This is a genomic window from Pseudomonas kitaguniensis, assembly GCF_049199985.1.
GTDB classification, from domain to species: domain Bacteria; phylum Pseudomonadota; class Gammaproteobacteria; order Pseudomonadales; family Pseudomonadaceae; genus Aquipseudomonas; species Aquipseudomonas kitaguniensis.
On record NZ_JBLZPT010000004.1, the window covers coordinates 100,491 to 122,891 of the forward strand.

The following is a 22,401-nucleotide window of genomic DNA, read 5'->3' on the forward strand; positions in this document are numbered from 1 at the left end:
TTCCCAGGTAGCCAGAATCTTCAAGGCTACGTCACTTCGGTGATGGTTCTCCCCAAGTGCGATTAGCGTTCGGTGGCTCGCACGGTGACCGTTGCTACGGTGATGAACGCCTACTGCTCTCCTGAGCGCCTTTCGAGCGCTGCTCGTGAGATAAGCCCTCTTGATTTTCTTCAACCCGCTGCGGGGAAATCTTTCCCCGCACAGGGCAGGTTTCTTCGCGTTTTCAACGGAGACATACCATGCCCGACTCACTTACACCGCAAACACTGAACACCCTTCGGCTGCCCATCGTGTTCACCCCTGGCGCGTGGCAACGCGCAGTACTGCTCAAGCAATCCGATCACGCTGAGAAGCTGCAGGTCGATCGGTTGAGCCACGTATTGCGCGCAGCTTTCGAAGCCCACCTGGCCTTTCCGCACAAGCCTTACGTGCTGTTCGAGGTAATCCACATTGAACCAACCGATCACTTAGACCACGACCCGTTGCTGCAATTGAGTCTGAGCTTACTCCAAGAACCGGGTCAGCCTGCCGCTTTGCTGATAGCGCTTGCAGGAGAACACCAGCGTTAAGCGCAATGGGCGGCGCCCACCTCCACATTCGGACGGCATGCAAGACCTGCATCAATCCAACCCATCACCCAACCGGGGAACCCTCCCCCGACGGGCAAGGCGTTCCTCCGTTTTTCTCTCGAGGAAATTGCCATGCGCGATATCTACCAAGACGTGACAGACAAGATCGTTACCGCGTTAGACCAAGGCGTTGTCCCCTGGATCAAACCCTGGTCCTCAAGTGGCTCAGCTTACGTCGGTCATCACCCTTACCCCATCAACGCAATAACGCATCGTCCCTATTCGGGTATCAATTTATCGTTGCTCTGGGCCGAGGCCAGGCTGCAGGGATTCACTCAAGATCGTTGGCTGACCTTCAACCAAGCCAAAAAAGCCGGCGGGCACATCCGTAAGGGTGAACACAGTGCCCTAGCAGTGCTCTACAAGCCGATGGAGCGCGAGGAACAGACCGAGTCAGGCCAACCCGTACTCGATGAAAACGGTCAGCCCAAGGTCGCTCACTTCGGCATTCTCAGGACACATTTTCTGTTCAATATCGAGCAAACGGAAGGGCTCGAAATGCTCAATGACACCCTGATCGAGACGGAACAGAGTGATCCCTTCCAGCCCAACGGCGCCGCGGAGAATCTGCTGTTAAGTTCGGGTGCACACATCGTTCATCGATCTGCCGACGAAGCCTTTTACCACCCGATCAGGGATCTCATCCAACTACCGACAAAAGCGCAATTTCACGATGAAGGTGGGTACTACGCCACCGCACTTCACGAGCTGACGCACTGGACCGGGCATCACGCTCGGTTGCAGCGCGAGGGGGTGACTTCATCCTGTCCGTTCGGCTCGCCAGGCTACGCGTTTGAGGAGTTGATCGCCGAAATGGGCGCTGCTTTCTTATGTGCTTACGCCGGCATTCAGGGAGAGGTGCGGCACGAGGGCTATATCGACTCCTGGCTCGGCCTGCTCAAGGCTGACAAACGCGCGATCTTTCGCGCCAGTGGTCAGGCCCGAAGCGCCTCTGATTATGTACTCAACCTGGAGCAGCAACGGAAGCAGATGGTAATGGATGACTCACGATGCATGAACGATGGAGTTTGATCGTTAACTCACCGTTGCAATCGCATCACAGGGCCCAACGCGAGTTGGGCCTTTTTCCTGCGCCCAGAAAAATCCCCATGCCGCGGGGCTCTGATGCAAAGAGTCAGGGATGGGCACACACCCGCAGCCTGTCATTCCGCATCCAGGTTCTGCGCAAGAAAATCCACCAGTTCGAGCGGACTTCGGCTGTCGATCACCTTGTAGATCAGATCACGCTTACTGCGCGGCAACTTCTTGACCACGCTCTTCGCCGAGGCCCGGACGGCTTCGTCGGTCCCATGGATACGTGCCGCGAGCAGCAGCACGAGCGTGGCGTCAGTGAGGTTCATGGCCAGACCCAAAAAATAGGCACCGCAGTGTACCGACTCTTGTCTTTGCCGTACTAGCCCCAACAAAACGATGCCTAGCAGTATCCATATTCCGATTGCCGCGCAAAGGGACACGAGCCAAAAGGACGGTAAAGGTTGGAAAGGAATGGGGGGCAAGGGTAAGAGCCCTATCCGAAAAGGCTAAAAGGCCACTGACCAGCCACTTCCCGGAGGTCACGATGCTCAGCCTGTTTCGCCGCAAAAGGCAGAAGCCCTCTCCGCCACTGACCGTCAACGTCGCCGAAGGTTACCTGCCCATCGAGTCGGCTCACAGCTTGTTAGCTGCGGAGCACCGCCGCCAGTTGCTCGATCGCATCTGGCAGTACACCGCCCTCTCCCACACGCAGTTCCTCCAGCTCTATTTAAACCCGATCCATCGCTACGCCGAACAGGTCCAGCAACTCCCGGCCAGCGAGACCCACCACCATGCGTATCTCGGCGGTATGCTCGACCATGGACTGGAACTGGTCGCTTGCAGTTTGAAACTGCGTCAGTCGTATCTGCTGCCCACCGGCGCTGCGCCCGAAGACCAAGCCGCCCAGACCGATGCCTGGTCGGCGGGTATCGCTTATGGCGCCCTGCTGCATGATATCGGCAAGATCGCTGTGGACCTGCTGGTTGAGCGCCAAGATGGCCGCCTTTGGCATCCTTGGCAGGGTCCCCTGGATCAGCCCTACCGTTTTCGCTATCTCAAAGGTAGGGACTACCACCTGCACGGTGCCGCCGCAGGCTTGCTCTACACCCAGATTCTTGACCGCCCGATCCTCGATTGGCTCAGTGGTTTTCCGACGCTGTGGGCGAGTCTGCTGTATGTCCTGGCGGGTCAGTACGAACGTGCCGGCGTGCTCGGCGAGTTAGTGATGCAGGCAGACCGTGTTTCCACCGCACAGAACATCGGTGGTAACCCGAGCAAGGCGCTGCAAGCGCCGATTCATTCGCTGCAACATCACTTGATCAGCGGACTACGTCATCTGGTTCAGCACGAGCTGAAACTCAACCAGCCGGGTGCCGCGGGATGGCTGACCCAGGACGCACTCTGGCTGGTCAGCAAGACCGTCACCGACAAGCTGCGAGCCTACCTGCTGTCGCAATCGATTGAGGGCATTCCCTCCTCCAACATCGCGGTGTTCGACGAACTGCAATCGCATGGGCTGGTCGAGTCCACACCAGAAGGCAAAGCCGTCTGGACCGCGCTTATCGCGCAGGGAAACTGGCAGCAGAGCTTTACCTTTCTGCGCATTCAACCGGCATTGATATGGGGAAGCGAAGACCGCCCAGAAGCTTTCAGCGGAACAGTGAGCATTGCAGTCGATGACCACCCGACTGACGTTCCGGCACCTGCACTGGCCCCCAAGGCAGGCGGAGCAGGATCGCATCAAAACCAATCGCTGGAAGATCCTATGGCGATGGAGGATGCCGACTACCTCGGAACGTTGCTGGACATGTTCGAATTGGCAGACCCCGAGGCCAGTGGCGCACCGTCAGAAAGCGCTCTCGAAATCTCAAATCCCCCTTCGAATAACCCTGGTCAGGTTTTCCTAAATTGGGTCAAGGAAGGCATCCTGAGCCACAAGCTGATCATCAACGACAGTAAGGCAAAAATCCATACCGTAAGCGGAACTGTGTTTCTAGTAACACCTGGCCTCTTCCAACGCTACGCTCAGGAGTTTCCTGGTATCTCACAGGGTGCCACTCGAGAGATTGAAGAATGGCGTTGGGTGCAGAAGCAGTTTGAGAAACTGAAGGCCCACAGAAAACGTGACGATGGCTTGAACATATGGATCTGTCAGGTCGAAGGTCCTCGGAAGAAAGCAAATCTCAAAGGTTACTTACTCGAGACACCGGCGTTGTTGCTCAACATTGTGCCTGCCGACAATCCTTTTCTTAATATCGTCAGTGCTTAAATTTCCATAGCAGGCTATTGGATCCCTACGACGTTCTGTATCGCGAGTACTTGCCAGCTTTCGTCCTCTGCACTCAGTACTTTCACGATCAATAACGGTCTTTGCGGCCTCATATTTTTTTCAATTCGACGCTTTAGCCACAACTGCACCTGCTTTCGAACTCTCACATCCCCCAAGTCGTCAAGCACCGTAACCGCTCGTGCCCGAGGCTGTAGCGAATCGCCACTGCGGCCATCCACCTCGACCGCTTGTCCAACCCGGAGAGCGGCTGTGATGAGACTCTGCCATCTCGCTCCCTCTTCAGGGGCGGGTAGGAACGTCGCTCGATCACCACTTCGGGTCGCCTAGCGCTAGAGAGCGTTACGCGGTGGGTAGTGGAAGATAAGTCCTGCTACGGTAAAGTCCGAACGTCACCAATTGAACCGCAGCAATGCTGGCCACGCCCTCTTCGTCTGGACATTCTAGCTACTCATCGCCGCACGGCTTATGATGATGGCAGCTTGGCATTGCCCCGCTTCCTTGTCGGAGCGTTTCGGAGCTACGCAGCTTTTCTAACAATGGATGGATCCTGGGCTCCGCGATTCGCGAAATGGTCGTCAGGACTTACATTCAAGAGGAAAGTACGCTTCCCGCACAATGTCAGTCACTCAATGCTAGGAGCAAAAATTGGCTGAAGAAGCAGTATCATTCATCTCCCCAGAAGACGAAGCGGCTGTTCGAGAGGACAGAACTCAAGCTCCCGAACTGTTCACCCTCGACTCCGGTCAGCTACCTTTCGAACGAATGGGTGATGCTCATTTTGAGCTTTTGGTCGCTGATGTCTTTCGCGCTGAACTGAAAGCTGGCTCAGGGGACTGGTTCGACACTGTAAGTCGTCTAAATGACGGCGCAGACCAAGGGCGTGACGTAATTTTGTTCAACGATGGCAATCCCGTCGGCGTAATTCAGTGCAAGCGCTTAAAGACAACACTCGAGCTCGAAGCACTGATTTATGAGATCTGTAAATTCTTTTTATATGCTCACATCAGACCTCAAATCTGCTCGGCTCCGGGAACTCCCTTTAGATATTACGTGGCAGTTGCCGATAGCGTCAGCACCAAGCTTTTTGAGTTTATGCAAGGCACGGGGCAGGCGCGCTTTGATGATTTGCGTGCGACCTTCCAGACCAAATGCGGCACTGTGCGCACCAGGTCTGAAACCCTAAAAAAACACCCACTGCTCAAAGACCTCTCAAAAGCTGAGCTGTGCAATATTGTCTGGCAATGGATACCGCACTTACGGACTGCGGTTTTCAAGAAAGATAGCCTTTCAAGCCTCGTGACAAAGTACCCAACAGTAAAACGTACCTATTTCCAACTAGAATCCGATAGCGCCGCGATTATCGAAAGCATTCGTGACTATCTAGTATCTCAAGGTGGAGCGCTTTCAGGTGCTGACGAACCGTACCTGAAAAAGATCCGTACAGAGTACATTGATCGGGAGCTGCGTGAGGGCGATCAACTCAATATCGGACTCATCCAAGGTAAGGATTTAATTCCTTTTCTACAGACCATGCTTGCTCCAGAAGTGGGGATATTCGAGCAAACTTTTGGTAACCGCCCGGTAGTGCTCGCGGCAGGTTCGGCAGGCGCTGCTCCTGGGCAGTGGAGCGACATAAACGCCCTTGTAAAAGCCTACCCAAATCCTCTCGTATTCGTAGTCGGATGCGGAGAGGTCACCGGCGCTATGTTGATCGACTGGACTGCAACCGACGGAATGTCGTCCATAGACCCTTCCTGGAAGCCGGCACCCGCACAGAAATTCAGGGCGGGATGGTGCTGGGTAACCGACCCTGTCGAAGGGCTTATCAACTGCTATGTTCTGGTCGAAAACGAACCCAATAATACTGACTTTGATCGAGGTAACATTTCTCTCAGACTTGCTTTCAAGGATCTTATCGTCTGGCCTACCTTAGGAAATGATTTCACTAATCCACTCCAGAATAAAAACTCTCAATTGCGGAGAATTATCGCGAGCCAAGCTGACGATCGGCAACGCCGACAGAATCTAATCCTCGCCTCTCAACACATCTCCGACCTCAAGGGGATCGCTAAATCTCTGCCGGATTACTACGCAAGACGGCTGGCTTCTTCGGTTGTAGTTGCGGCGGCCAACAGTGAGCAGCTGCGAAATTGTGCAATGAAGATTCACAGCGCAACCGGGATTTTTCCAGCTGCAGACGGAGCACACAGCACCCGCTCGAGCCTACCAGGGATACAGCCTCCAAGCCGTGTCATGCGCAGGAGCACCAGTGGTGGGATGACGCTCACGCTGACATGGGACGCGAATGGGTCTCTGGAGCGTGTGAAGGGCCATAGATTGCAAGATGGTGTAGTCGAAGATGACCTGGAACCAGCTGCGCTAGAGTTCCACGAACTCTTCGACCGTCATCCGCCGGACGCTTATTATCTTGACGTGGTAAAGGAAGAATTCCAGCGGCTTGACACACTCGTGCAAGCAGGAAGCATTAAAGACTCGCAGGGCTTTGCCTATCAGACCAGGTACGGAGTAAGGCACGATAACGATTTTACGTTAGAGGAGATGGCCTCCTCCGGAAAATATGTGATGAGAGCTGTGAAAGCGCTGAGCTACCTCAAGTCTCACAAAGACTCTGCTTGGATCAGCGAGTCTGGGACGAAAGGCCACCTGCAGTTCAGCAACGCTGAAGGCGAGTACAACGTGCTGGCGTGGGCAAATGACGATTTCGGTGTAAGAGATATGGCGAACGACCTTTACCGATGGGCTAGAGGTACTGCCAATCATCCACAACTTGTTGTTTTCGCCAATTGCATTGGTCGCGTTGAGGATGCCAAGCCCGGTGAGACCACCGAAGATGAGGAAACCAGTCCAGAGCGCTTCGACATTTCAGCTCCACCGAACAGAAAAGACTCCATCACCGATGTAGCAATGGTGAATAAGGTCTACTTCTTCGCTCTCGACGGGGTCGAGTCTATGTATGACAAGGCAAAGGCTATACCCGCTGAAGATTTTATGGATGACATATCTACTCGCAGGAAAACACTAGATGCTCAGTGACCTGATTAAGCTCTTGGATGAGCGGGCAACCGAAGCCGGGTTCACATCCCCGGAGAATGGTGTCTTGACGTTTATAGACGATCCTCACTGGCCGGGCCCTCCTCCAATGACTCAATTGAAGTATTGGTCGACTACTTTTGCATCTGTTTTGCTTGTGCGCGTCGACAGCGCTACGGCGGAGGAAGCCTGGATAGAAACAAAGCATGCTGAAGCGTTTCTAGACGCAGGACTCCTACGGCTGGAAAAAAAAGGATCCGTGGTGGATGGCTACTTGGTTCTAGCGCTGACTCATTCAAATGAAGAGCTCAAGCGATTCATTATCGACGTTGAGAAAGACACGAGGTTCGTCAGGAAGCACGTCGTTTACCAGGATGTCGAAGGCTGGCAGCGCTGCCAACGTATCACCCCCCTTGGTTTGGCAGGACCCTCTGAACAAGCTGACTACTCTCAATTCGTCCCTGAAAATCAAGAGATGACTAATCTGCTGGCATCTCTGGCGACATCAAAAGGAAAGGAACTCGCACGCACTCATGGAAAGAAGTGGGATTTGAATGAATAACTTATCTATTAAATTTATTTCGGTAGAGATCCAAAATTTTCGCGGCGTGCCGGATGTTCTACGAATCCCGCTGAGCGCACCATTAACGATTATTCACGCAGCCAACGGCACCGGTAAAAGCACCATATGCTATGCACTAGAATGGCTGCTCACAAATAAAGTAGGCGACCTTCCAACAACCACAGATTTTTCTTGTCAGTGGGGATCGGGAGACACCTCCGTAAGCGCCGTCTGTGAGATAAATGGTGAGATCTATCAGCTAGAGCGGGCCAATGGCAAAGCCGCAATCAAGAAACATGATGATCGCAGAAAGCGGCAGATTAGAGACGCGGCTCTACTCGAAATGCTCACGCCAGCATCTGTTTCCGGTAGCAGTACCCAAGCAACGACCAAGGCACGTCGGGACTGGCTACGCAATTGCAGGTGGCTATACGCAAACTCCTTGGCCCTTCTGGTAGACAACAGTGAATCGGCGCTCCGACAACAGATATTTGCGGACATATTGGGGCTGGGCCACCTTGCGAGCACACTCAGCAATTTAAAAGAATACCGGACTGAGCTTCCCAAAACCCAAGGTTTGGAGACAAAGCTGCAGGCGCTTGTGACAGAAATCGAAGCGCTTGAAGCAAGGCTTTCTGAAAGCCGGCATGAGCGCGACCAAGTCGCTCTCAAGCTGAATGAGGTGCTAGCTGGATTTCCAGACACTCAGTCAACAGGAAACCTTCTGCATGATTTCAAAACTGTTCAATTGAAGGTGGCCGGGCTACTGCAGACGGCTAAGCGTCAGAAGACCGTATTGAGTTTGTTGCAGGAGGGATGGGCGGAATACGAATCCGGTCTTCAGCAATTGGGAATCAACCGGGATTTGCTGAAAGAGATTACTGAAACCATCGCGAAATTGAACAATGAGCACAGCCAGCTAGCTGAGAAGCTCTCTGCCCTCAATGCACAAATGGGCCAAGCCAAGATTAATGTTGACTGGGCGCGAAAAAATACCGAAATTCTGGATCGCTGGGACACAATCATTGCCGATCCGGTCTTCGTCCAGCGGTTCCCTCAACCCGATATTTCCTTCGAACTTTTGCAGCAAAACTTCGTTGAATATGGCTGGGATGCAGACCGGCAACAGCGATGGCTGAATGCTCTCGAATACTTGATCAGCCAGAAGAGCACCTTGTTGGATCTCCTCCAACGAAAAGAAGATTTGCTACGCAATCCTGTCTTACCACCAGCAAACTTCGTTCAGACATCAAAATCTGCAGATGAGGCCAAGCAAGCGAGAATAAAAGCTCAAGCCGAATTCGACGCTTTATCAAGCGTTATAGATCGTCTAAGAGCTCTCGGACATGAAGCGATGAAAGCTCTCACGAGTGGTCATTGCCCCTTGTGCAGCCATGACTGGAAATCGGCTGACGCATTGCACGAGCACCTTACTTACGCTGCTGCGACACCAGAGTTGCAGGCGGCCAAAAGCAACCTGGAAACGGCTCAGGCGACCGAGCAGCTGTGGAGCTCATCATTACAAACCGCTAACCTACAGCAATCTTCAGCTGAAAATTATTCTGCCCAGCTTAAGTCTGTAGCCGACAAACTGAAGTCAATTGACGAGAAAACAAGCTATTTAGCAACCATGAATAAAGCTGAGTTCTCAGCGTCTGACGTCAACAGCTTTGAATACCTGCTAACCAGTATCAGAATCGCGCTTGATGCAAAAAAAATCGCAGAAGCAATGCCAAGGATTGATGAGTTCTTTCAGCTGCCGTCTTCAGTCAACGCAAGAGATGGGGTACCTGCTGCACGGAAGGCCCTGATTCATTACACAAAGCATTTCGAGCAACAACTTAAGTCGGACGGTGCAGAGCAACCGGCTCTCACCCGCTCCGTGGCCGAGAAGCTCCAAAGTATTCAGGCCAAAACCCAAGAATCTCACCAGGTCAACGCCAGCATTGCGGCGGTTTCTGAAATAGTAAATCGCTTCCAAAGCCAATGGAACGAAGTCAACAGCGGTCTCCCAGTTTCAGTGGAGTTGCACACCGCAACACAAACTCGCGTGGAAGGAGAACTCGCGAGAGCGGAGGGATATGAACTTAATATTAGCGAGTGCAAAATCCTCCTGAGTGTCGATGACGACTCCGAGAGATTGAGGAGCCTTCACAAAGAAAAGCAGGTGGTAACAGAGAAGCTCAAGGCAGGCCAAAGCCACATAACAGCCGCTGACAATGCGATCGGTAGATACAGCGATCATGTTCGTAACGCGACCGTTTCGAGTCTATCCCCCCTTTTGGGCCCAGCGACTGAATTGTTCTCGCGGATGCACGCCAACGAGGTCTATCACAAGCTGAGTGTCTCTGGGGACGATTTGAACTGGATGGTACTCGCTGAAGGTCACGACACACCGTTGGAAGCTCAAGAAAAATTGAGCCAAGGACAGCGGCAAGACCTGGCGCTATCGCTCTACCTTGCCAGAGCAAAAAGTACCGGCGGCAGTTTCCTGCTAGATGAGCCGATCGCCCACCTGGATGACCTGAACCGCGTAGCTATGCTGGACATTTTCAGACTCGCCGCAACGTCAATGCCGAACATGAGTTTGATCCTTACTACCGCAAGCGACAGTTTAGCCCGACACCTGATGCAGAAATTTTCCAGCATCTCAGATAAGCAGCTATTGAACACAATCTATCTGGAAGGAAACCCGCGTACGGGCGTGAAAGCGACTGTAAATGGAATTCCAACCGATACAGCGGCGTAGTTTTCTAGGAATTGGAGAAACCACTGGCCCGGGAGATTAAGCATTTCCTGACTCAGCAGCCGAAACTGATACCACCCGTTAAAAAATGAAAGCACATAGTTGGCCTGACAAGCCTAACTCCAAGGATCAAAAAATGGGCCGAGGAAAAGAGTTCTTTCGAGGGATGACGAAAACCCGTCTAAAGGAGGTGATTCGGGAGGAAGTTGCAGCGGTTGATTTCGGGCAGGAATTTGAGTCCTCCCTCATTTCCGACCTCATACTCCTGAAACATTACCACTGCGCAGCGCAACGCCTTCGCCCTAGTCTCTTTCGAAAACTACCCCGACACGGAGCAGCTTACGATTTCCAAGGCTACTTTCCAGCCCATGGCTGGCACGGAGTCTCATGGACGCAATGCCTCGACTCTCGAGATGAAATGGCCTGGTTGGATCGCGCGCTCAGGGATGCCGCACACCCTATAATTTCCAGCTATAGGTCGACACACCCAATATGCGAACGGTGCGGGAACAACCCCTCAAGTGAAGTTGACCACGTTTCTCCTGAGTTCAACGTTGTGGTCACCCAGATCATTCAGACGCTTAGCCCTCCTCAGATCGAGGAGATATTTTCTCGCTTTAACTGGCTGGACAAAAAGCCATTCTCTTTGCCGCTAGGGCACGCTGCTTTGCAGCTTCTTGATGATGCTCATCAGACTGCGATCCTCCAAGCCGTATGCAGGCCGTGCCATGTTCTCAACGGGAATGAACGGCGGCGCTGAGCGATTCGGAGACTGGGGATGAATCCAAGCTGGCTACCTCCTCGTGAGTAATCCCCAGCAATTGGACTTGCTGGCACACAAGCCCGCTTATGAAGGTGTCCACGAAACCCGGGGCGATTCAGACTTCAGGTGGGTGATCAGCTAGCAAGCTTGTGCTTGCCGTGTTGCCGATTCACTGCGCTGGTCAAGGAACGACAATGCGATCTCCAAGCCGCTTTCGTACGGCTTCTCTCAACTGGACTTTGCCGAGATCGTCGAGAATTGAGGCTGAAAGAGGTTCGGAAGCCATCAACAATTGACGTCCAGGATGATCCGGTTCAAGCAGATCGAGGATTCGATCGGCAGTCGTACGATCACCCCTGGCCATAGCGTTGGCGCCAACCAGCAGCAGAGCGCGTCGCTTGTTCGAGTTGGCGACCCGCTCAAAGAGTTTAAGGGCATTTTCCGCGGAAGCATGGGCCCCGACGAGATGAGCCGCTGACGCGGCAAGGATTGGCGGCGTACTCAGCAGAAACGCGGATGTCAGATGCGCGACAATGCTAGGGTCTACGAAATCGGCGTCGGCCAGGGCTTCGATGGCGTCGAGACGTATCCAACGGGCTTCCGGAATATTGACGAGGTTCAATATTTTCTGCTGGATTCTCGCACTGCAGCAATTCGCTGCGACGATCAGGGCATTTCGGCTAAGCGCGCGGTCGAGCGTTGTGGTGGCAAGATCGAGAAGAGTATTGCCGATTGCATCGGATAAGGGACCGTTCACTGCAAGGGCAACGACCGCCTCTTGCGCAATATCAAAGCTCTCGGGCTCGTCGTAGTGCGGTTCGGCGCTCGACCAAGTGTCATGTATCAGAAACAACAGCGTTTTGAGGTGATCCGGGTGCGGCCGTTCTGCAAGCAGGGCGACTAAGGCGCGGCGAACGCGGCTTCCAGGATCGGATGCCATTGCGAGGATTGCAGGCGGCAAGGGGTCCGGGAATGTCGGCGCCAGATGTAACAGCGCCGTACGGCGCGCATCGGCGCGCTGGTGGCGAAGCGCAGCCTCAACAAGGACGGTATCGCCAATCGCAATCGCCGCCTCGGTCGCACTGACGGCATGCTCTGTACGGCTGGCAATGGTCAGCCACTGGATGATCGCTGGCGAGGCGTCGCCACCGCTTGCGATGATGACCGGCACGACAAGGTCGAGCGCATCCGCCTCGAGTTGCGAGGCACAAGCCGTCAGGAATAAGAGCGTCTGACCCTGGACCTTACGAGCTTTCCGCTTCCTAGTCGGGAGCGCTTTGTAGATTTCCTTTAGTTCCCTTGGAAGCGCGTCCGTAATCAGACTTAGTGTGGCCGCGGGGCTGTCTTTTCCGAGTTGTCGGCAGGCGCGCTGCATGGCAGTTAGCAGGGTGACTTGTCGATCAGGCTGTCCACTATTCACCTGGAATGCGGCGACCAAGGAATTTGGTGCGACTTTCAAAGCTGTGGACGCAAGCTCGTCAAGCAGATCCACCTCGGAGGGGACTGAGCTAATCCGCGCCGTAAGCGTAGGTTCCAGCGCTTCGCGCCAGTGCTCTCGCGCTGCCGTCCAAACATTTGACTCCTCATCCATACCATTGCCCGCTACAAGAATGGCTCGAAGCTCGCCTTCACCCACCGGTCCGGGGGAGGCTGAGAGCGCCTGCGCCCAGGCACGGACCAATTCCGCTACGCGCGGATGGTTGGCAAGAACCAGCCAGCGACCCTCTACGCGAAGTTGGCGGATGTAGGCATCGATGAAGACACCGGATGTGTAACCGTCGCCTTCATGGCTCGACTGCGCGGCCTCTTCAGCGGCATGGTCACGTTCGCCATCCTCAATTGCACGCCATTCCTCTCGGCCACTCTTAGCGTATTGACGGTGGATGCTCACACAGTCATCCAACGCAGCCTGCACTATCCTCTCGAATCCCGCTAGATCACGCACGGCGCCGGCCGCGACAGCGTTAGCGTTAAGCTCGAAGCCGTGGCCGACCATCTCGTGCGCGGCGTCGAGATAGGCGGTGGTCAGGTTGTGGGCGAAGCGATCGAGCCGCTTAGCGAAGTCCGCTCCGTAGTCCCCTCGGTCGAAGCCAAGCTCCTCACGAATAAATCGCGCGGCGACTTTGGACCCGATGGGGCTCGCGGACACAGTGTCGTACCAGGCATCGTCAAAGATCGGCGGCTGCCAGTTACGGGTGAAGAAGGAAGCCCCCCGCTGTGTACCTTTCAATAGCCATCGCGCCACGCGACTTGGTATCGAGGCATCGCTACCCACCTCGGACGCTAGCTCCAGCAATGGCGCGAACTTGGAGCCGGGGTCCATGAGGCTTTCGTCCAGCCAGGCATCGATCGCTTCCTGGCTGTCGGAGTCAATTGCGAAGGTTTGGTCAACGTCCTGTCGGCAAGCGAACGTGCGAGCAACTTCATAAACTCGTGCTGCCGTTTCCATGCCCCAGTTGCGATGCGTTGACGGCAGCTGAACGAGCGCGGCGATCAGGGTCTCGATCGCAAACTCGCTCTGCCCCCAGTTGCTGCTTGCGAAGGCCTCAAAGCCTTGGCGGACGCTCGGGTGAGCGAAGGCGATCGTGCGGGCCGGCTGCCGCAGATGGCGGGCGGCGACCATACGGTCTACGAGGCGATCCAGGCCATCGCCTAGTGCTCGATCAAGTCCACGTAGGGCGCGTTGAAGAGCGTGAAGTTGGCCGCGGTCGAACTGGCCACGCGCCGCCAGCAGCGCCCAAACGATGGCTGAGGTTCCGCAAGTGTCGATGGATGATAGAGCTCTGACGACGACACCTTCCACCGCATCGCGCTGCGCCAACTCGAGCAACCGGCGAAAGAAGATATGGTCTTCTTCCCCGGCATCGGGGCCGGTTTGCATGTGGGCGAAATACAGCTCTATCTCGAGCGGCGTACCAAGTTTGTCTAGCACTTGATTGCGAAACGCGTACGCCGTGGTTTGCAGAGCGGCCGGTAGCTGATCCATGCGATTGTCATGAATGTCGCGCAGTTGACCATCCCGATACTGGCCGGCATCCAACTCGACTGACCAGGTGTTGAGACTCACCCCGACCTTGGCGCTCTGCATCATGTCGCTGCGGGACGTGATAACGAACTGGTGATCCGGCGTGGCCTTGGCAAGTAGGCGCGGTAGCTGCTCGGTCCATGCTTCGCTGCCCCCGCGAAGGCTAAATTGGCCCCACGGGTCATCGACATAGAAGAGTGTCGATCCGTTGTTAACGACCTTACGCGCGCTGGTCGGCGAATCGTCCGCGCCGATCGTAACGACTTCCAACGCACCATCGCGCCGTCGCGCGATATCGCATAGCTTGAGCGCCGCTTGCGTCTTGCCCGTACCTGAAGGGCCCATAATCACGACTGCATTCTTGTCGTTTAGGATTCTGAGCATCTCATCGAAGTTCGCAGGCGCCACGAAATGCTCGAGGCTGGCAGAGCTGGCCAGGAACCCGCCGTGCGTCCTTACCGTCGCGAGAAGATCGTCGCTCGTCCATAGACCAGGCGTGCTGCCTCGGGTCCTCCGCTTGGCTTCGAGACGCAGCTTTGCAATCAGATTTGGCTGCTCGACCTTCGGGACATGCAGCAGGTCCGACATCAGTTCCCGGATATCGGATGCCAGCTGCTTTTCGGTGAGCTTGCCCCAGATCGCGACGCGACCTTCGGGCGAAGCTTTCAGTATGGCATGAAGGCTCGGAGGGAAGCTTACCTTGTCGGATACCTCTTCGAAGCCTTCGACCAGCAGGTTACGCGCGACACCCTTGGTGTCGGCATTGGTCACGAGCAGATAGCGGGTGTTCGGATCGTCGAGATGATGCAGTGCTTTTCGGCGTCCACCTTTTTTGTCGGAACCGTGCTTGAGCAGATCCTCGAAATCTTCGACCGACCAGGGCTCGCCGTTGTCCATTTTGACTTGGATAACAAGCTTATATCCGCCAGAGACAGCCGCACTGGGTTGTACGCGTCCTGGCACGTTGGGCTCCAGATCCGCCTCCAGATCTTCCTCGTTTGCCGGTTCCAGCACCAGGCGCGTAGCCGCTTTGGAAATGAGGAGGAGTTGCAGGGCTGCGAGGATCGAGACGTCTAGCTGATAGTCGAAGCCGGCTTGAGCGGCGGCCGCGCCCCGCAGGGGACGCCTTGCATCCGCGCTATAGGAGAAGGATGTGTCCGACGCGTCGGACTGCGATTGCTTGATGTCTCGACTATTATTTATCGACATCGTCGAACACCGAGCGCTTTGTCACTACGGGGGTGGAAGGCGGAGCTTCCTCCTTCTTTTGCGTCACGATGTGCGTCCAATCCGCTTCGTCTTCAGAGCTTTCATCATGCTGGCGCTTGCGCTCTTCAAGCGCCTCGACTGAGCGTTTCACGTGATCTCGCGCGTCGTCGATCAAAGCCGTGGCGTCCGCGTCGACACCAATCGTCTCAATGCGATCAAGCACGCCGAGAAGCTTTTTAAAATGGCTGTCAGGCTCTTCGTCCAAGTCAGCGTCGGCGGCGATCTCATCGATCCTCTCTTCGAGCGACGGCAGCACAGTTGTCCGCAGCGCCAAGCCCACACCGATAAGCCTTAGCGGCGGTATGATCGCTAGCATCTGTGGCTCGTCGAAGAAGGAGACGTCGAGACCGTTGAGCACGGCAGATTCCAGCCTGTCGGCTACCTCAGAGCGCAGATCGTTAGGCAAGACGCTGAGGTGATGAGCACGTGCATAGGTGGCGATCCGGGGATCGTTGCTAGTTAGATCAGATTGCCAGCAGGACCGTCGAAGTAGATTGGGAAATTGCTCGACGGCTTTGACGAACACGGCCTCGCTCGAACGATAGGAGAGGAAGTGGAACAGCATCCAATTGCGGTGCAATTCGTCGGGCGTGCGGCCAAGTCGTGCGACCAGAGCGTCGTCGAGGGCTGTCTGGATGACAAGCGCATCTCGAATGAGCGGCGAGCCCTCGCACGTGAAACTGCTGAGAATGGTGTCGATAGTCGCGCCTCGTATGAGCGCCGCCATCATATGGGGCTTCTGGCGCAGAATCTCCGTTAGGGCGTCGGAGATCGTCGGATGGGCGAAGGTCCATTTTGATCCGGAAAGCTTCAGGAACGAGCCCTTCAGCTCAGCGAAACAATCCTGAATCTTACTGAGAGTGTACCCAGTCAGCTCGGCGACCGCCTGTGCGGCCGAAGCGTCATGATCGTTAGGATCGAATCCGGCCTGATGGACATACACAAGGATGAGCGCGGCCTGCAGTTGATCATCTAAGGCGTTGACGGTATCAATCAGATGCTCTGTCGGCTCCTCCATAAAGCGTACGAGTGAGCTTTCGCGGGGCGCTAGGCCCTTGGTGAAGTTTGGGTCCCCGAGACGTTCGGCGATCCCTGGGAGAAAATCGCGAACCGCAGCGACAGCGGTTAGATGCGGTTTGATGCTCGATCGCCAGCTCTGGCTCTGCTCACCGAAATTCACATGATTATAGAGAATCTGCGTCTTCTCTTCGAACGTCAACTCGCCGACATCCACCACCGCGCTACCGTCTGCGAATTGGGCAAGGTTGCGCTGCCCGAGCCGGCGCCGTGCCGCTTCATAGATATGTTTTCGGGAAGTTAGAAGAAATCGATTGCCATGTTTGATCGCGGCCCGCAGCTTGGAGAAGGCAGACGTCCAATCCTGCACATAGTCGTCGCGTAGCACATTGGAGCCGAAGGCATCGTCGATCCAGAAGAAGCGTCCCGGATCATTAGGATTCCAACCCGCCTCAAAGTCGCGCGGGCTGGTCAAAGCAAGTACCGTGTTGTCTGGATTCTCCGACGCTATGGTCGACACGATGGCGCCAATCGCCGATTTACCGCTAGAGGGATTACCGAGTAGCAACACTACGCCGTGCTCAGCGATCGCGTTGACTGCATCGCGATGAGCCTGTGTAGGTACATAGGTGCGAAGCTTTGGAATCCAGCTGTCAAGCAACGCCCGGCTCTGCTCGCTGAGCCGCTCATCTACGATCGATGTGAGGTCGCCTAGGCCGTAGACCTGCGGAACGAGGGCCCGGAGGCGGGCGCTGCTCCTGATAACACGGACGATATACTGACGACCGAGAATGTGCGGCTTACGCACGCCAAGCGCGCGGAGTTTGGCACGCATTGCGGATGCGACGGGCGCATCTACGCTCATGTTCGTCATGAAGGCGTAGGTCTCTGCTTGACCGGCTTTGACCAGTTCCTCGACATGAGCAATCTCGGCGGTGAGATCACTGAGCTTCAACGCCTTTGCGGCATCGGACGTATGCTTGCATTGCACGGTTCCGATCAGCAGGGCGTCGTTTTCTGCAGAAATGAGGAAGACCGCATCCTGACCGCCGTCTTGAGCTTCGCGGAAGATTTCCACGGGCCGGCCAAGCACGACCTCGCATACCTGGGAGCATAGATCCTGAAATGCGCGCCAACCGATGGTGTGAAGCGCTAGATCGCTCCAAGGGCCGTTTGCTCTACGTTCGGCCAGCACAGAAGACTTGATTAACACAGTCTCGCCCTTCATGCAGTGGCAACAACACGTGGAACGCCGACCGGCGCAGGAGGGATCTTCGCATCTGTGAGGTCGCAATTTGCACCCAAATCAAGACGGTATTTGTATTTATAGAAGCAGCGCTTTGCCACCTCTGTAGCTGACGGCAGACAATAAGGAGGATCCAAGGAAAGCCTAGCACCGCACATCAGTAGGAGGCTGGCGGCGTCCATTGAGGCTAGTAGTCGAGTGATTGTCTCAGGCGTCAAGCAAACCCCCACGGAGAAATATCTCGCCTACCTGATTCAGCTGCGATTTCGTCGATCCAGTTGATCCAATTAGTAGCACTCACCGTTGTCCCTCACTTTGGCTTTCTCAAAGCCCTTCTTCCCTGATCAGTGATCGAAGGAGTGATGCCGCAATGCGTCACTCCCTGGTCTCCTCAAATCTATCCTGTCCGACCTTGATCGCATAGCCTGACTTCGGACTGCTAATCAGCAGCCACCCGCTTCACGCTCAGAAAATCCGTTGAAGGTCGCCCGATTTGCGGCATGTAAGCTTCAGGCGCAGGGAGCGGAACGCCGACCTCTAGGGCATCTAATAAGTCCGCCCAGTATTGCATCATCCTACGTCTCGGCTCGACGTATTCTGCATGATTGTATGCAGCCCGAATTTGGTTGTTATCAGCGTGTGAAAGCTGCGCCTCAATCCACTCTTCTACAAAGCCAACCTCGTTGAGCGCCGTTGAGATGGTGGCCCTGATGCCATGACCGGTGAGCCTTCCTTTGTAACCCATCCGGCTGATCGCGGTGTTAAGGGTATTTTCACTGATCATTTCCTGCGGTTCGTATCGGTGAACCAGCAGATACCGCGCACCGCGCGCCCTTAACTGCACCAGCCGCCGCACAATTGCAATTGCTTGAATAGACAGTGGGATCACATAAGGTGGGATCTCATTCCCCTGTGTTCGAACACGACTCCGGAGTTGCTTCACACCCTCCGGCGGTACCAGCCAAATCCCCTTGTCGAGATCGAATTGGTCTGGGGTCGCCGCCCGCAGCTCTCCTGTACGCACCCCTGTCAGCAGCAATAGCCGAATACCAAGCCGTGTCGCTTCTGCACACCCATAGTGGGTAACGGTCCTGAGCAGTCCTGGAAGTTCATTTACCTGGAGGAAGGGATTATGGCGAACTGGCCGCGGCGTCTCGGCAACGATATCAAGATCTGCTGCTGGGTTCACATCAACGAGCCCTTCCGCCATGGCAAAACGAAAGATCTGGTTGAGCCAGGTGCGTACCTTTCGAGCAGAAACCAGCGCCCCTCTGCGCTCAATTCGCCTAATGAGCTCCAGCACGTCACCACGAGAAATATCTGAGATCGGAAGATTGCCCAAACACGGCAGCATGTCCTTCTTCAGGTATTTACTGGCTTGCCCTGCACTGCCCTTCTTACTTTTCGTCAGCTTTTTACTTCGGAACTCATGCCAGCGACCAGCAACCGCTTCAAACGTGTTGTTGGCGGCGTGAGAGGCTTTTTGGCGCTCGGCGCGACGATGTGAGCGGGGATCGATATTGTTGGCCACCAGCGCACGTGCAGCCTCTCTCCGCTGGCGAGCCTCCTTGAGGCTAACGTCAGGATAGGTGCCGAGGGAAATGCGCAATTGCTTGTCATGCCAATAGAAACGGAAATGCCAGCGTTTCGAACCCGTCGTAGGCACTTGCAGAGATAAGCCATCCCCATCAGTTAACGTATAAGGCTTGCTGGCGGGCTTGGCTTGCTTGATCGCTGTATCTGTCAGAGCCATCAGACACCTCCTTTTGGATCAAGGAGGGGAATACAACCCAGCGGTAGACGCACCAATACGAAAATTGATGCGCAAGGAATCGTAAAAGGCTGTGCCAGCGGTGTACTTAAATGTGTACTTAAAAACCGTGGCTGGAGATGGATTCCAGTGGAATTCAGAAAACGAAAAAAGCGGCTCAAGGCCGCTATTTCCGTAGCTTCCAGGCGTTCAGTGGGCCTTAGTGGAAGCAAATATGGCGCAGCGGACGGGACTCGAACCCGCGACCCCCGGCGTGACAGGCCGGTATTCTAACCGACTGAACTACCGCTGCGCGTAACACATGAAGCGAATGGTGGGTGATGACGGGATCGAACCGCCGACCCTCTGCTTGTAAGGCAGATGCTCTCCCAGCTGAGCTAATCACCCTTCGTTTCGGTGTGGCGCGCATTCTACGGAGCGACCCAAGCTCTGGCAAGCACTTTCTTAAATCTTTTTTTTCAGCCCTTCCAATGGCTTAGGCAGGGTTGGCCTCAGGCGTTATCAAGAGAATAATGCCCCCCTTTGTATAAAGGAGAGACTCACCCCATGTGGTTCAAGAACCTGCTTATCTATCGCCTGACCCAAGATCTGCCTGTTGATGCCGAGGCGTTGGAAGCGGCAATGGCCACCAAACTGGCGCGCCCTTGTGCCAGCCAGGAGTTGACCACTTACGGTTTTGTCGCGCCTTTTGGTAAAGGTGAAGACGCTCCTCTGGTTCACGTCAGCGGTGACTTCCTGCTGATCGCCGCGCGCAAGGAAGAACGCATTCTGCCGGGCAGCGTGGTGCGTGACGCACTGAAAGAGAAAGTCGAAGAGATCGAGGCCGAGCAAATGCGCAAGGTCTATAAGAAGGAGCGTGACCAGATCAAGGATGAAATCATCCAGGCCTTCCTGCCGCGCGCGTTTATTCGTCGCTCCTCGACCTTCGCCGCCATTGCGCCGAAACAAGGCTTGATCCTGGTCAACTCGGCAAGCCCAAAGCGCGCCGAAGACCTGCTGTCGACGCTGCGTGAAGTGATCGGCACCCTGCCGGTACGCCCACTCACGGTGAAAACCGCACCTACCGCGATCATGACCGACTGGGTCACCACCCAGAAACCCGCCGATGACTTTTTCGTCCTCGACGAATGCGAACTGCGCGACACCCACGAAGATGGCGGCATCGTGCGCTGCAAACGCCAGGACCTGACCGGCGAAGAAATCCAGCTGCACCTGACCACCGGCAAAGTCGTGACGCAATTGTCGCTGGCCTGGCAGGACAAGCTGTCCTTCATGCTCGACGACAAAATGACCGTCAAGCGCCTGAAGTTCGAAGACCTGCTGCAAGACCAGGCGGAACAGGACGGCGGTGAAGAAGCGCTGGGCCAACTGGACGCGAGCTTTACCCTGATGATGCTGACGTTCGGCGAGTTCCTGCCGGCATTGATCGAAGCACTGGGCGGCGAAGAAACCCCGCAAGGCATCTAAGTCATGTGACGTTCAACAGGTGGGAGCAGCTTGCTCCCACAGTTGATTGGGTTTGTAACTTAACCAATAACAAGGACATGCCCATGCGCGCACTCGCCGCCCTGAGCCGCTTCGTCGGCAATACCTTCGCCTACTGGGTGTTGATTTTCGCGGTGCTGGCCTTCCTCGAACCCGGCTGGTTCAGTGGCCTCAAAAGCGCCATCGTGCCACTGCTGGGCTTGGTGATGTTCGGCATGGGGCTGACCCTCAAACTTGAAGACTTCGCCGAGGTCGCCCGCCACCCCTGGCGTGTGGCCCTCGGCGTGGTCGCGCATTTTGTGATCATGCCGGGCGTGGCCTGGCTGCTCTGCCAAGCCTTCCACCTGCCGCCGGAAATTGCCGTCGGCGTGATCCTGGTCGGGTGCTGCCCAAGCGGCACTTCCTCCAACGTGATGACCTGGCTGGCGCGTGGCGACCTCGCGTTGTCGGTGGCCATCGCCGCCGTAACTACTTTGCTCGCCCCGCTGCTGACGCCGGCGTTGATCTGGCTGCTCGCGTCGGCCTGGCTGCCGGTGTCGTTCCTGGACCTGTTCTGGTCGATCCTGCAAGTGGTGCTGCTGCCGATCGTACTCGGCGTGGCTGCGCAACGTGTGCTCGGCGCGCGGGTGCGCCATGCCGTGGACGTGCTACCGCTGGTATCGGTGGTGAGCATCGTGATTATCGTTGCGGCGGTGGTTGCCGCCAGCCAGGCGAAGATTGCCGAGTCTGGCCTGCTGATCATGGCCGTGGTGATACTGCACAACAGCTTCGGCTACCTGCTGGGCTACTTCACCGGCCGCGTGTTCAAGCTGCCATTGGCGCAGCGCAAGTCACTGGCGCTGGAAGTTGGCATGCAGAACTCCGGGCTGGGCGCCGCGTTGGCCAGCGCGCACTTTTCGCCGTTAGCGGCGGTGCCGAGTGCGCTGTTCAGCGTTTGGCACAATATTTCCGGCGCCCTGCTGTCGACTTATTTCCGCCGCATGAGCGAAAAACAAGACCGCCGCATTTTGCAGAACACGCCTGAAACTTGATCGTTTGATCAATAGTCGGCACTCTACCGAGCGTCGCGGGGACGACCCCGCGATGCTCTAAACCGTTTATTCAGGGGACGACCCCACCTATCGATAGGAGGTCATCATGTCCTGGATCATTCTGTTTTTTGCCGGGTTGTTTGAAGTCGGCTGGGCCGTTGGCTTGAAGTACAGCGACGGTTTCAGCAAACCACTGCCCACCGCCCTGACAATTGCCGCAATGGCCATCAGCCTCGGCCTGCTGGGGCTGGCCATGAAGGAACTGCCGCTGGGCACCGCCTATGCCATCTGGACCGGCGTGGGTGCCGTGGGTACCGTGATCGCCGGGATTATCCTGTTTGGCGAATCCATGGCGTTGTTTCGGTTGGCGAGTGTGGCGTTGATTATTTGCGGGCTTATCGGGCTCAAGATCAGCACTTAGGCCACTGCCGTCATCGGGAGCAAGCCCCCTCCCACATTTTGAATGTATTCACACATCAAA

The 22,401-nt window shown here is 55.6% G+C and carries 13 protein-coding genes and 2 tRNA genes; 9 read left to right on the plus strand and 6 right to left on the minus strand.

From position 1 onward, the window contains the following. Positions 1–239: 239 nt before the first annotated feature. Together ACOZK9_RS07625 and ACOZK9_RS07630 are read left to right on the plus strand one after the other, a co-directional pair. Positions 240–569: a hypothetical protein gene (locus ACOZK9_RS07625; protein WP_421555574.1), complete on the plus strand. Its 330-nt coding sequence runs from the start codon at positions 240–242 to the stop codon at positions 567–569. Between the two features lie 132 nt (positions 570–701). Beyond that, positions 702–1,661 carry an ArdC family protein gene (locus tag ACOZK9_RS07630; protein WP_421555575.1) on the plus strand — a complete coding sequence of 320 codons (960 nt, stop codon included), beginning with the start codon at positions 702–704 and terminating at the stop codon, positions 1,659–1,661. A 131-nt stretch (positions 1,662–1,792) separates the two neighbouring features. Here ACOZK9_RS07630 and ACOZK9_RS07635 read toward each other — a convergent pair whose 3' ends face one another. Beyond that, entirely contained in the window at positions 1,793–1,990 is a 198-nt protein-coding gene (locus tag ACOZK9_RS07635; RefSeq protein WP_007901093.1) for a DUF7740 domain-containing protein, read from the minus strand. A gap of 218 nt (positions 1,991–2,208) precedes the next feature. On the opposite strand from ACOZK9_RS07635, the gene mobH reads away from it, so the two are divergent. The 4 genes from mobH to ACOZK9_RS07655 all read left to right on the plus strand — a co-directional run bounded on the left by mobH (position 2,209) and on the right by ACOZK9_RS07655 (position 10,316). Then, the gene (mobH, locus tag ACOZK9_RS07640; RefSeq protein ID WP_421555576.1) at positions 2,209–3,933 is read left to right on the plus strand and encodes a MobH family relaxase; all 1,725 of its coding nucleotides are present in this window, start codon (positions 2,209–2,211) and stop codon (positions 3,931–3,933) included. A 666-nt stretch (positions 3,934–4,599) separates the two neighbouring features. Then, on the plus strand, positions 4,600–7,008 hold the full coding sequence (locus ACOZK9_RS07645; RefSeq protein WP_421555577.1) for an ABC-three component system protein: 2,409 nt from the start codon (positions 4,600–4,602) through the stop codon (positions 7,006–7,008). Beyond that, entirely contained in the window at positions 6,998–7,567 is a 570-nt protein-coding gene (locus ACOZK9_RS07650) for a hypothetical protein (protein ID WP_421555578.1), read from the plus strand. Before ACOZK9_RS07645 ends, ACOZK9_RS07650 begins: the two co-directional genes overlap by 11 nt. Next, the gene (locus ACOZK9_RS07655) at positions 7,560–10,316 is read left to right on the plus strand and encodes an AAA family ATPase (protein WP_421555579.1); all 2,757 of its coding nucleotides are present in this window, start codon (positions 7,560–7,562) and stop codon (positions 10,314–10,316) included. The genes ACOZK9_RS07650 and ACOZK9_RS07655 overlap by 8 nt, the downstream gene beginning before the upstream one ends. A gap of 941 nt (positions 10,317–11,257) precedes the next feature. Here ACOZK9_RS07655 and ACOZK9_RS07660 read toward each other — a convergent pair. The 5 genes from ACOZK9_RS07660 to ACOZK9_RS07680 form a co-directional block, all read right to left on the minus strand. After that, a complete protein-coding gene (locus ACOZK9_RS07660; RefSeq protein ID WP_421555580.1) occupies positions 11,258–15,310 on the minus strand; it encodes an nSTAND3 domain-containing NTPase in 4,053 nt (1,350 codons plus the stop codon). Further along, entirely contained in the window at positions 15,297–17,465 is a 2,169-nt protein-coding gene (locus ACOZK9_RS07665; RefSeq protein WP_421147787.1) for an nSTAND3 domain-containing NTPase, read from the minus strand. Before ACOZK9_RS07665 ends, ACOZK9_RS07660 begins: the two co-directional genes overlap by 14 nt. 607 nt (positions 17,466–18,072) lie before the next feature. Continuing rightward, complete coding sequence (locus ACOZK9_RS07670) at positions 18,073–19,386, minus strand: tyrosine-type recombinase/integrase (protein ID WP_054092853.1); 1,314 nt, start codon at positions 19,384–19,386, stop codon at positions 18,073–18,075. Positions 19,387–19,619: 233 nt separating this feature from the next. Next, a tRNA-Asp gene (locus tag ACOZK9_RS07675) sits at positions 19,620–19,696 on the minus strand. A gap of 19 nt (positions 19,697–19,715) precedes the next feature. Next, a tRNA-Val gene (locus tag ACOZK9_RS07680) sits at positions 19,716–19,791 on the minus strand. 159 nt (positions 19,792–19,950) lie between these two features. Between ACOZK9_RS07680 and rdgC the strand changes: the two genes are divergently transcribed. The 3 genes from rdgC to sugE all read left to right on the plus strand — a co-directional run bounded on the left by rdgC (position 19,951) and on the right by sugE (position 22,341). Next, a complete protein-coding gene (gene rdgC / locus ACOZK9_RS07685; RefSeq protein ID WP_058413533.1) occupies positions 19,951–20,871 on the plus strand; it encodes a recombination-associated protein RdgC in 921 nt (306 codons plus the stop codon). An 83-nt stretch (positions 20,872–20,954) separates the two neighbouring features. Continuing rightward, positions 20,955–21,920, plus strand: coding sequence for a bile acid:sodium symporter family protein (locus ACOZK9_RS07690; RefSeq protein ID WP_058413532.1), 966 nt, complete (start codon positions 20,955–20,957; stop codon positions 21,918–21,920). 106 nt (positions 21,921–22,026) lie between these two features. After that, a complete protein-coding gene (gene sugE / locus ACOZK9_RS07695) occupies positions 22,027–22,341 on the plus strand; it encodes a quaternary ammonium compound efflux SMR transporter SugE (protein WP_099238259.1) in 315 nt (104 codons plus the stop codon). Positions 22,342–22,401 lie beyond the last annotated feature (60 nt).

Excerpts from the sequence above, each read along its gene's own strand:
- ACOZK9_RS07625 (WP_421555574.1), top strand. The coding sequence starts at position 240 with ATGCCCGACTCACTTACACCGCAAACACTGAACACCCTTCGGCTGCCC.
- ACOZK9_RS07630 (WP_421555575.1), top strand. The coding sequence starts at position 702 with ATGCGCGATATCTACCAAGACGTGACAGACAAGATCGTTACCGCGTTA.
- ACOZK9_RS07635 (WP_007901093.1), bottom strand. The coding sequence starts at position 1,990 with ATGAACCTCACTGACGCCACGCTCGTGCTGCTGCTCGCGGCACGTATC.
- mobH (WP_421555576.1), top strand. The coding sequence starts at position 2,209 with ATGCTCAGCCTGTTTCGCCGCAAAAGGCAGAAGCCCTCTCCGCCACTG.
- ACOZK9_RS07650 (WP_421555578.1), top strand. The coding sequence starts at position 6,998 with ATGCTCAGTGACCTGATTAAGCTCTTGGATGAGCGGGCAACCGAAGCC.
- ACOZK9_RS07655 (WP_421555579.1), top strand. The coding sequence starts at position 7,560 with ATGAATAACTTATCTATTAAATTTATTTCGGTAGAGATCCAAAATTTT.
- ACOZK9_RS07660 (WP_421555580.1), bottom strand. The coding sequence starts at position 15,310 with ATGTCGATAAATAATAGTCGAGACATCAAGCAATCGCAGTCCGACGCG.
- ACOZK9_RS07670 (WP_054092853.1), bottom strand. The coding sequence starts at position 19,386 with ATGGCTCTGACAGATACAGCGATCAAGCAAGCCAAGCCCGCCAGCAAG.
- rdgC (WP_058413533.1), top strand. The coding sequence starts at position 19,951 with ATGTGGTTCAAGAACCTGCTTATCTATCGCCTGACCCAAGATCTGCCT.
- ACOZK9_RS07690 (WP_058413532.1), top strand. The coding sequence starts at position 20,955 with ATGCGCGCACTCGCCGCCCTGAGCCGCTTCGTCGGCAATACCTTCGCC.
- sugE (WP_099238259.1), top strand. The coding sequence starts at position 22,027 with ATGTCCTGGATCATTCTGTTTTTTGCCGGGTTGTTTGAAGTCGGCTGG.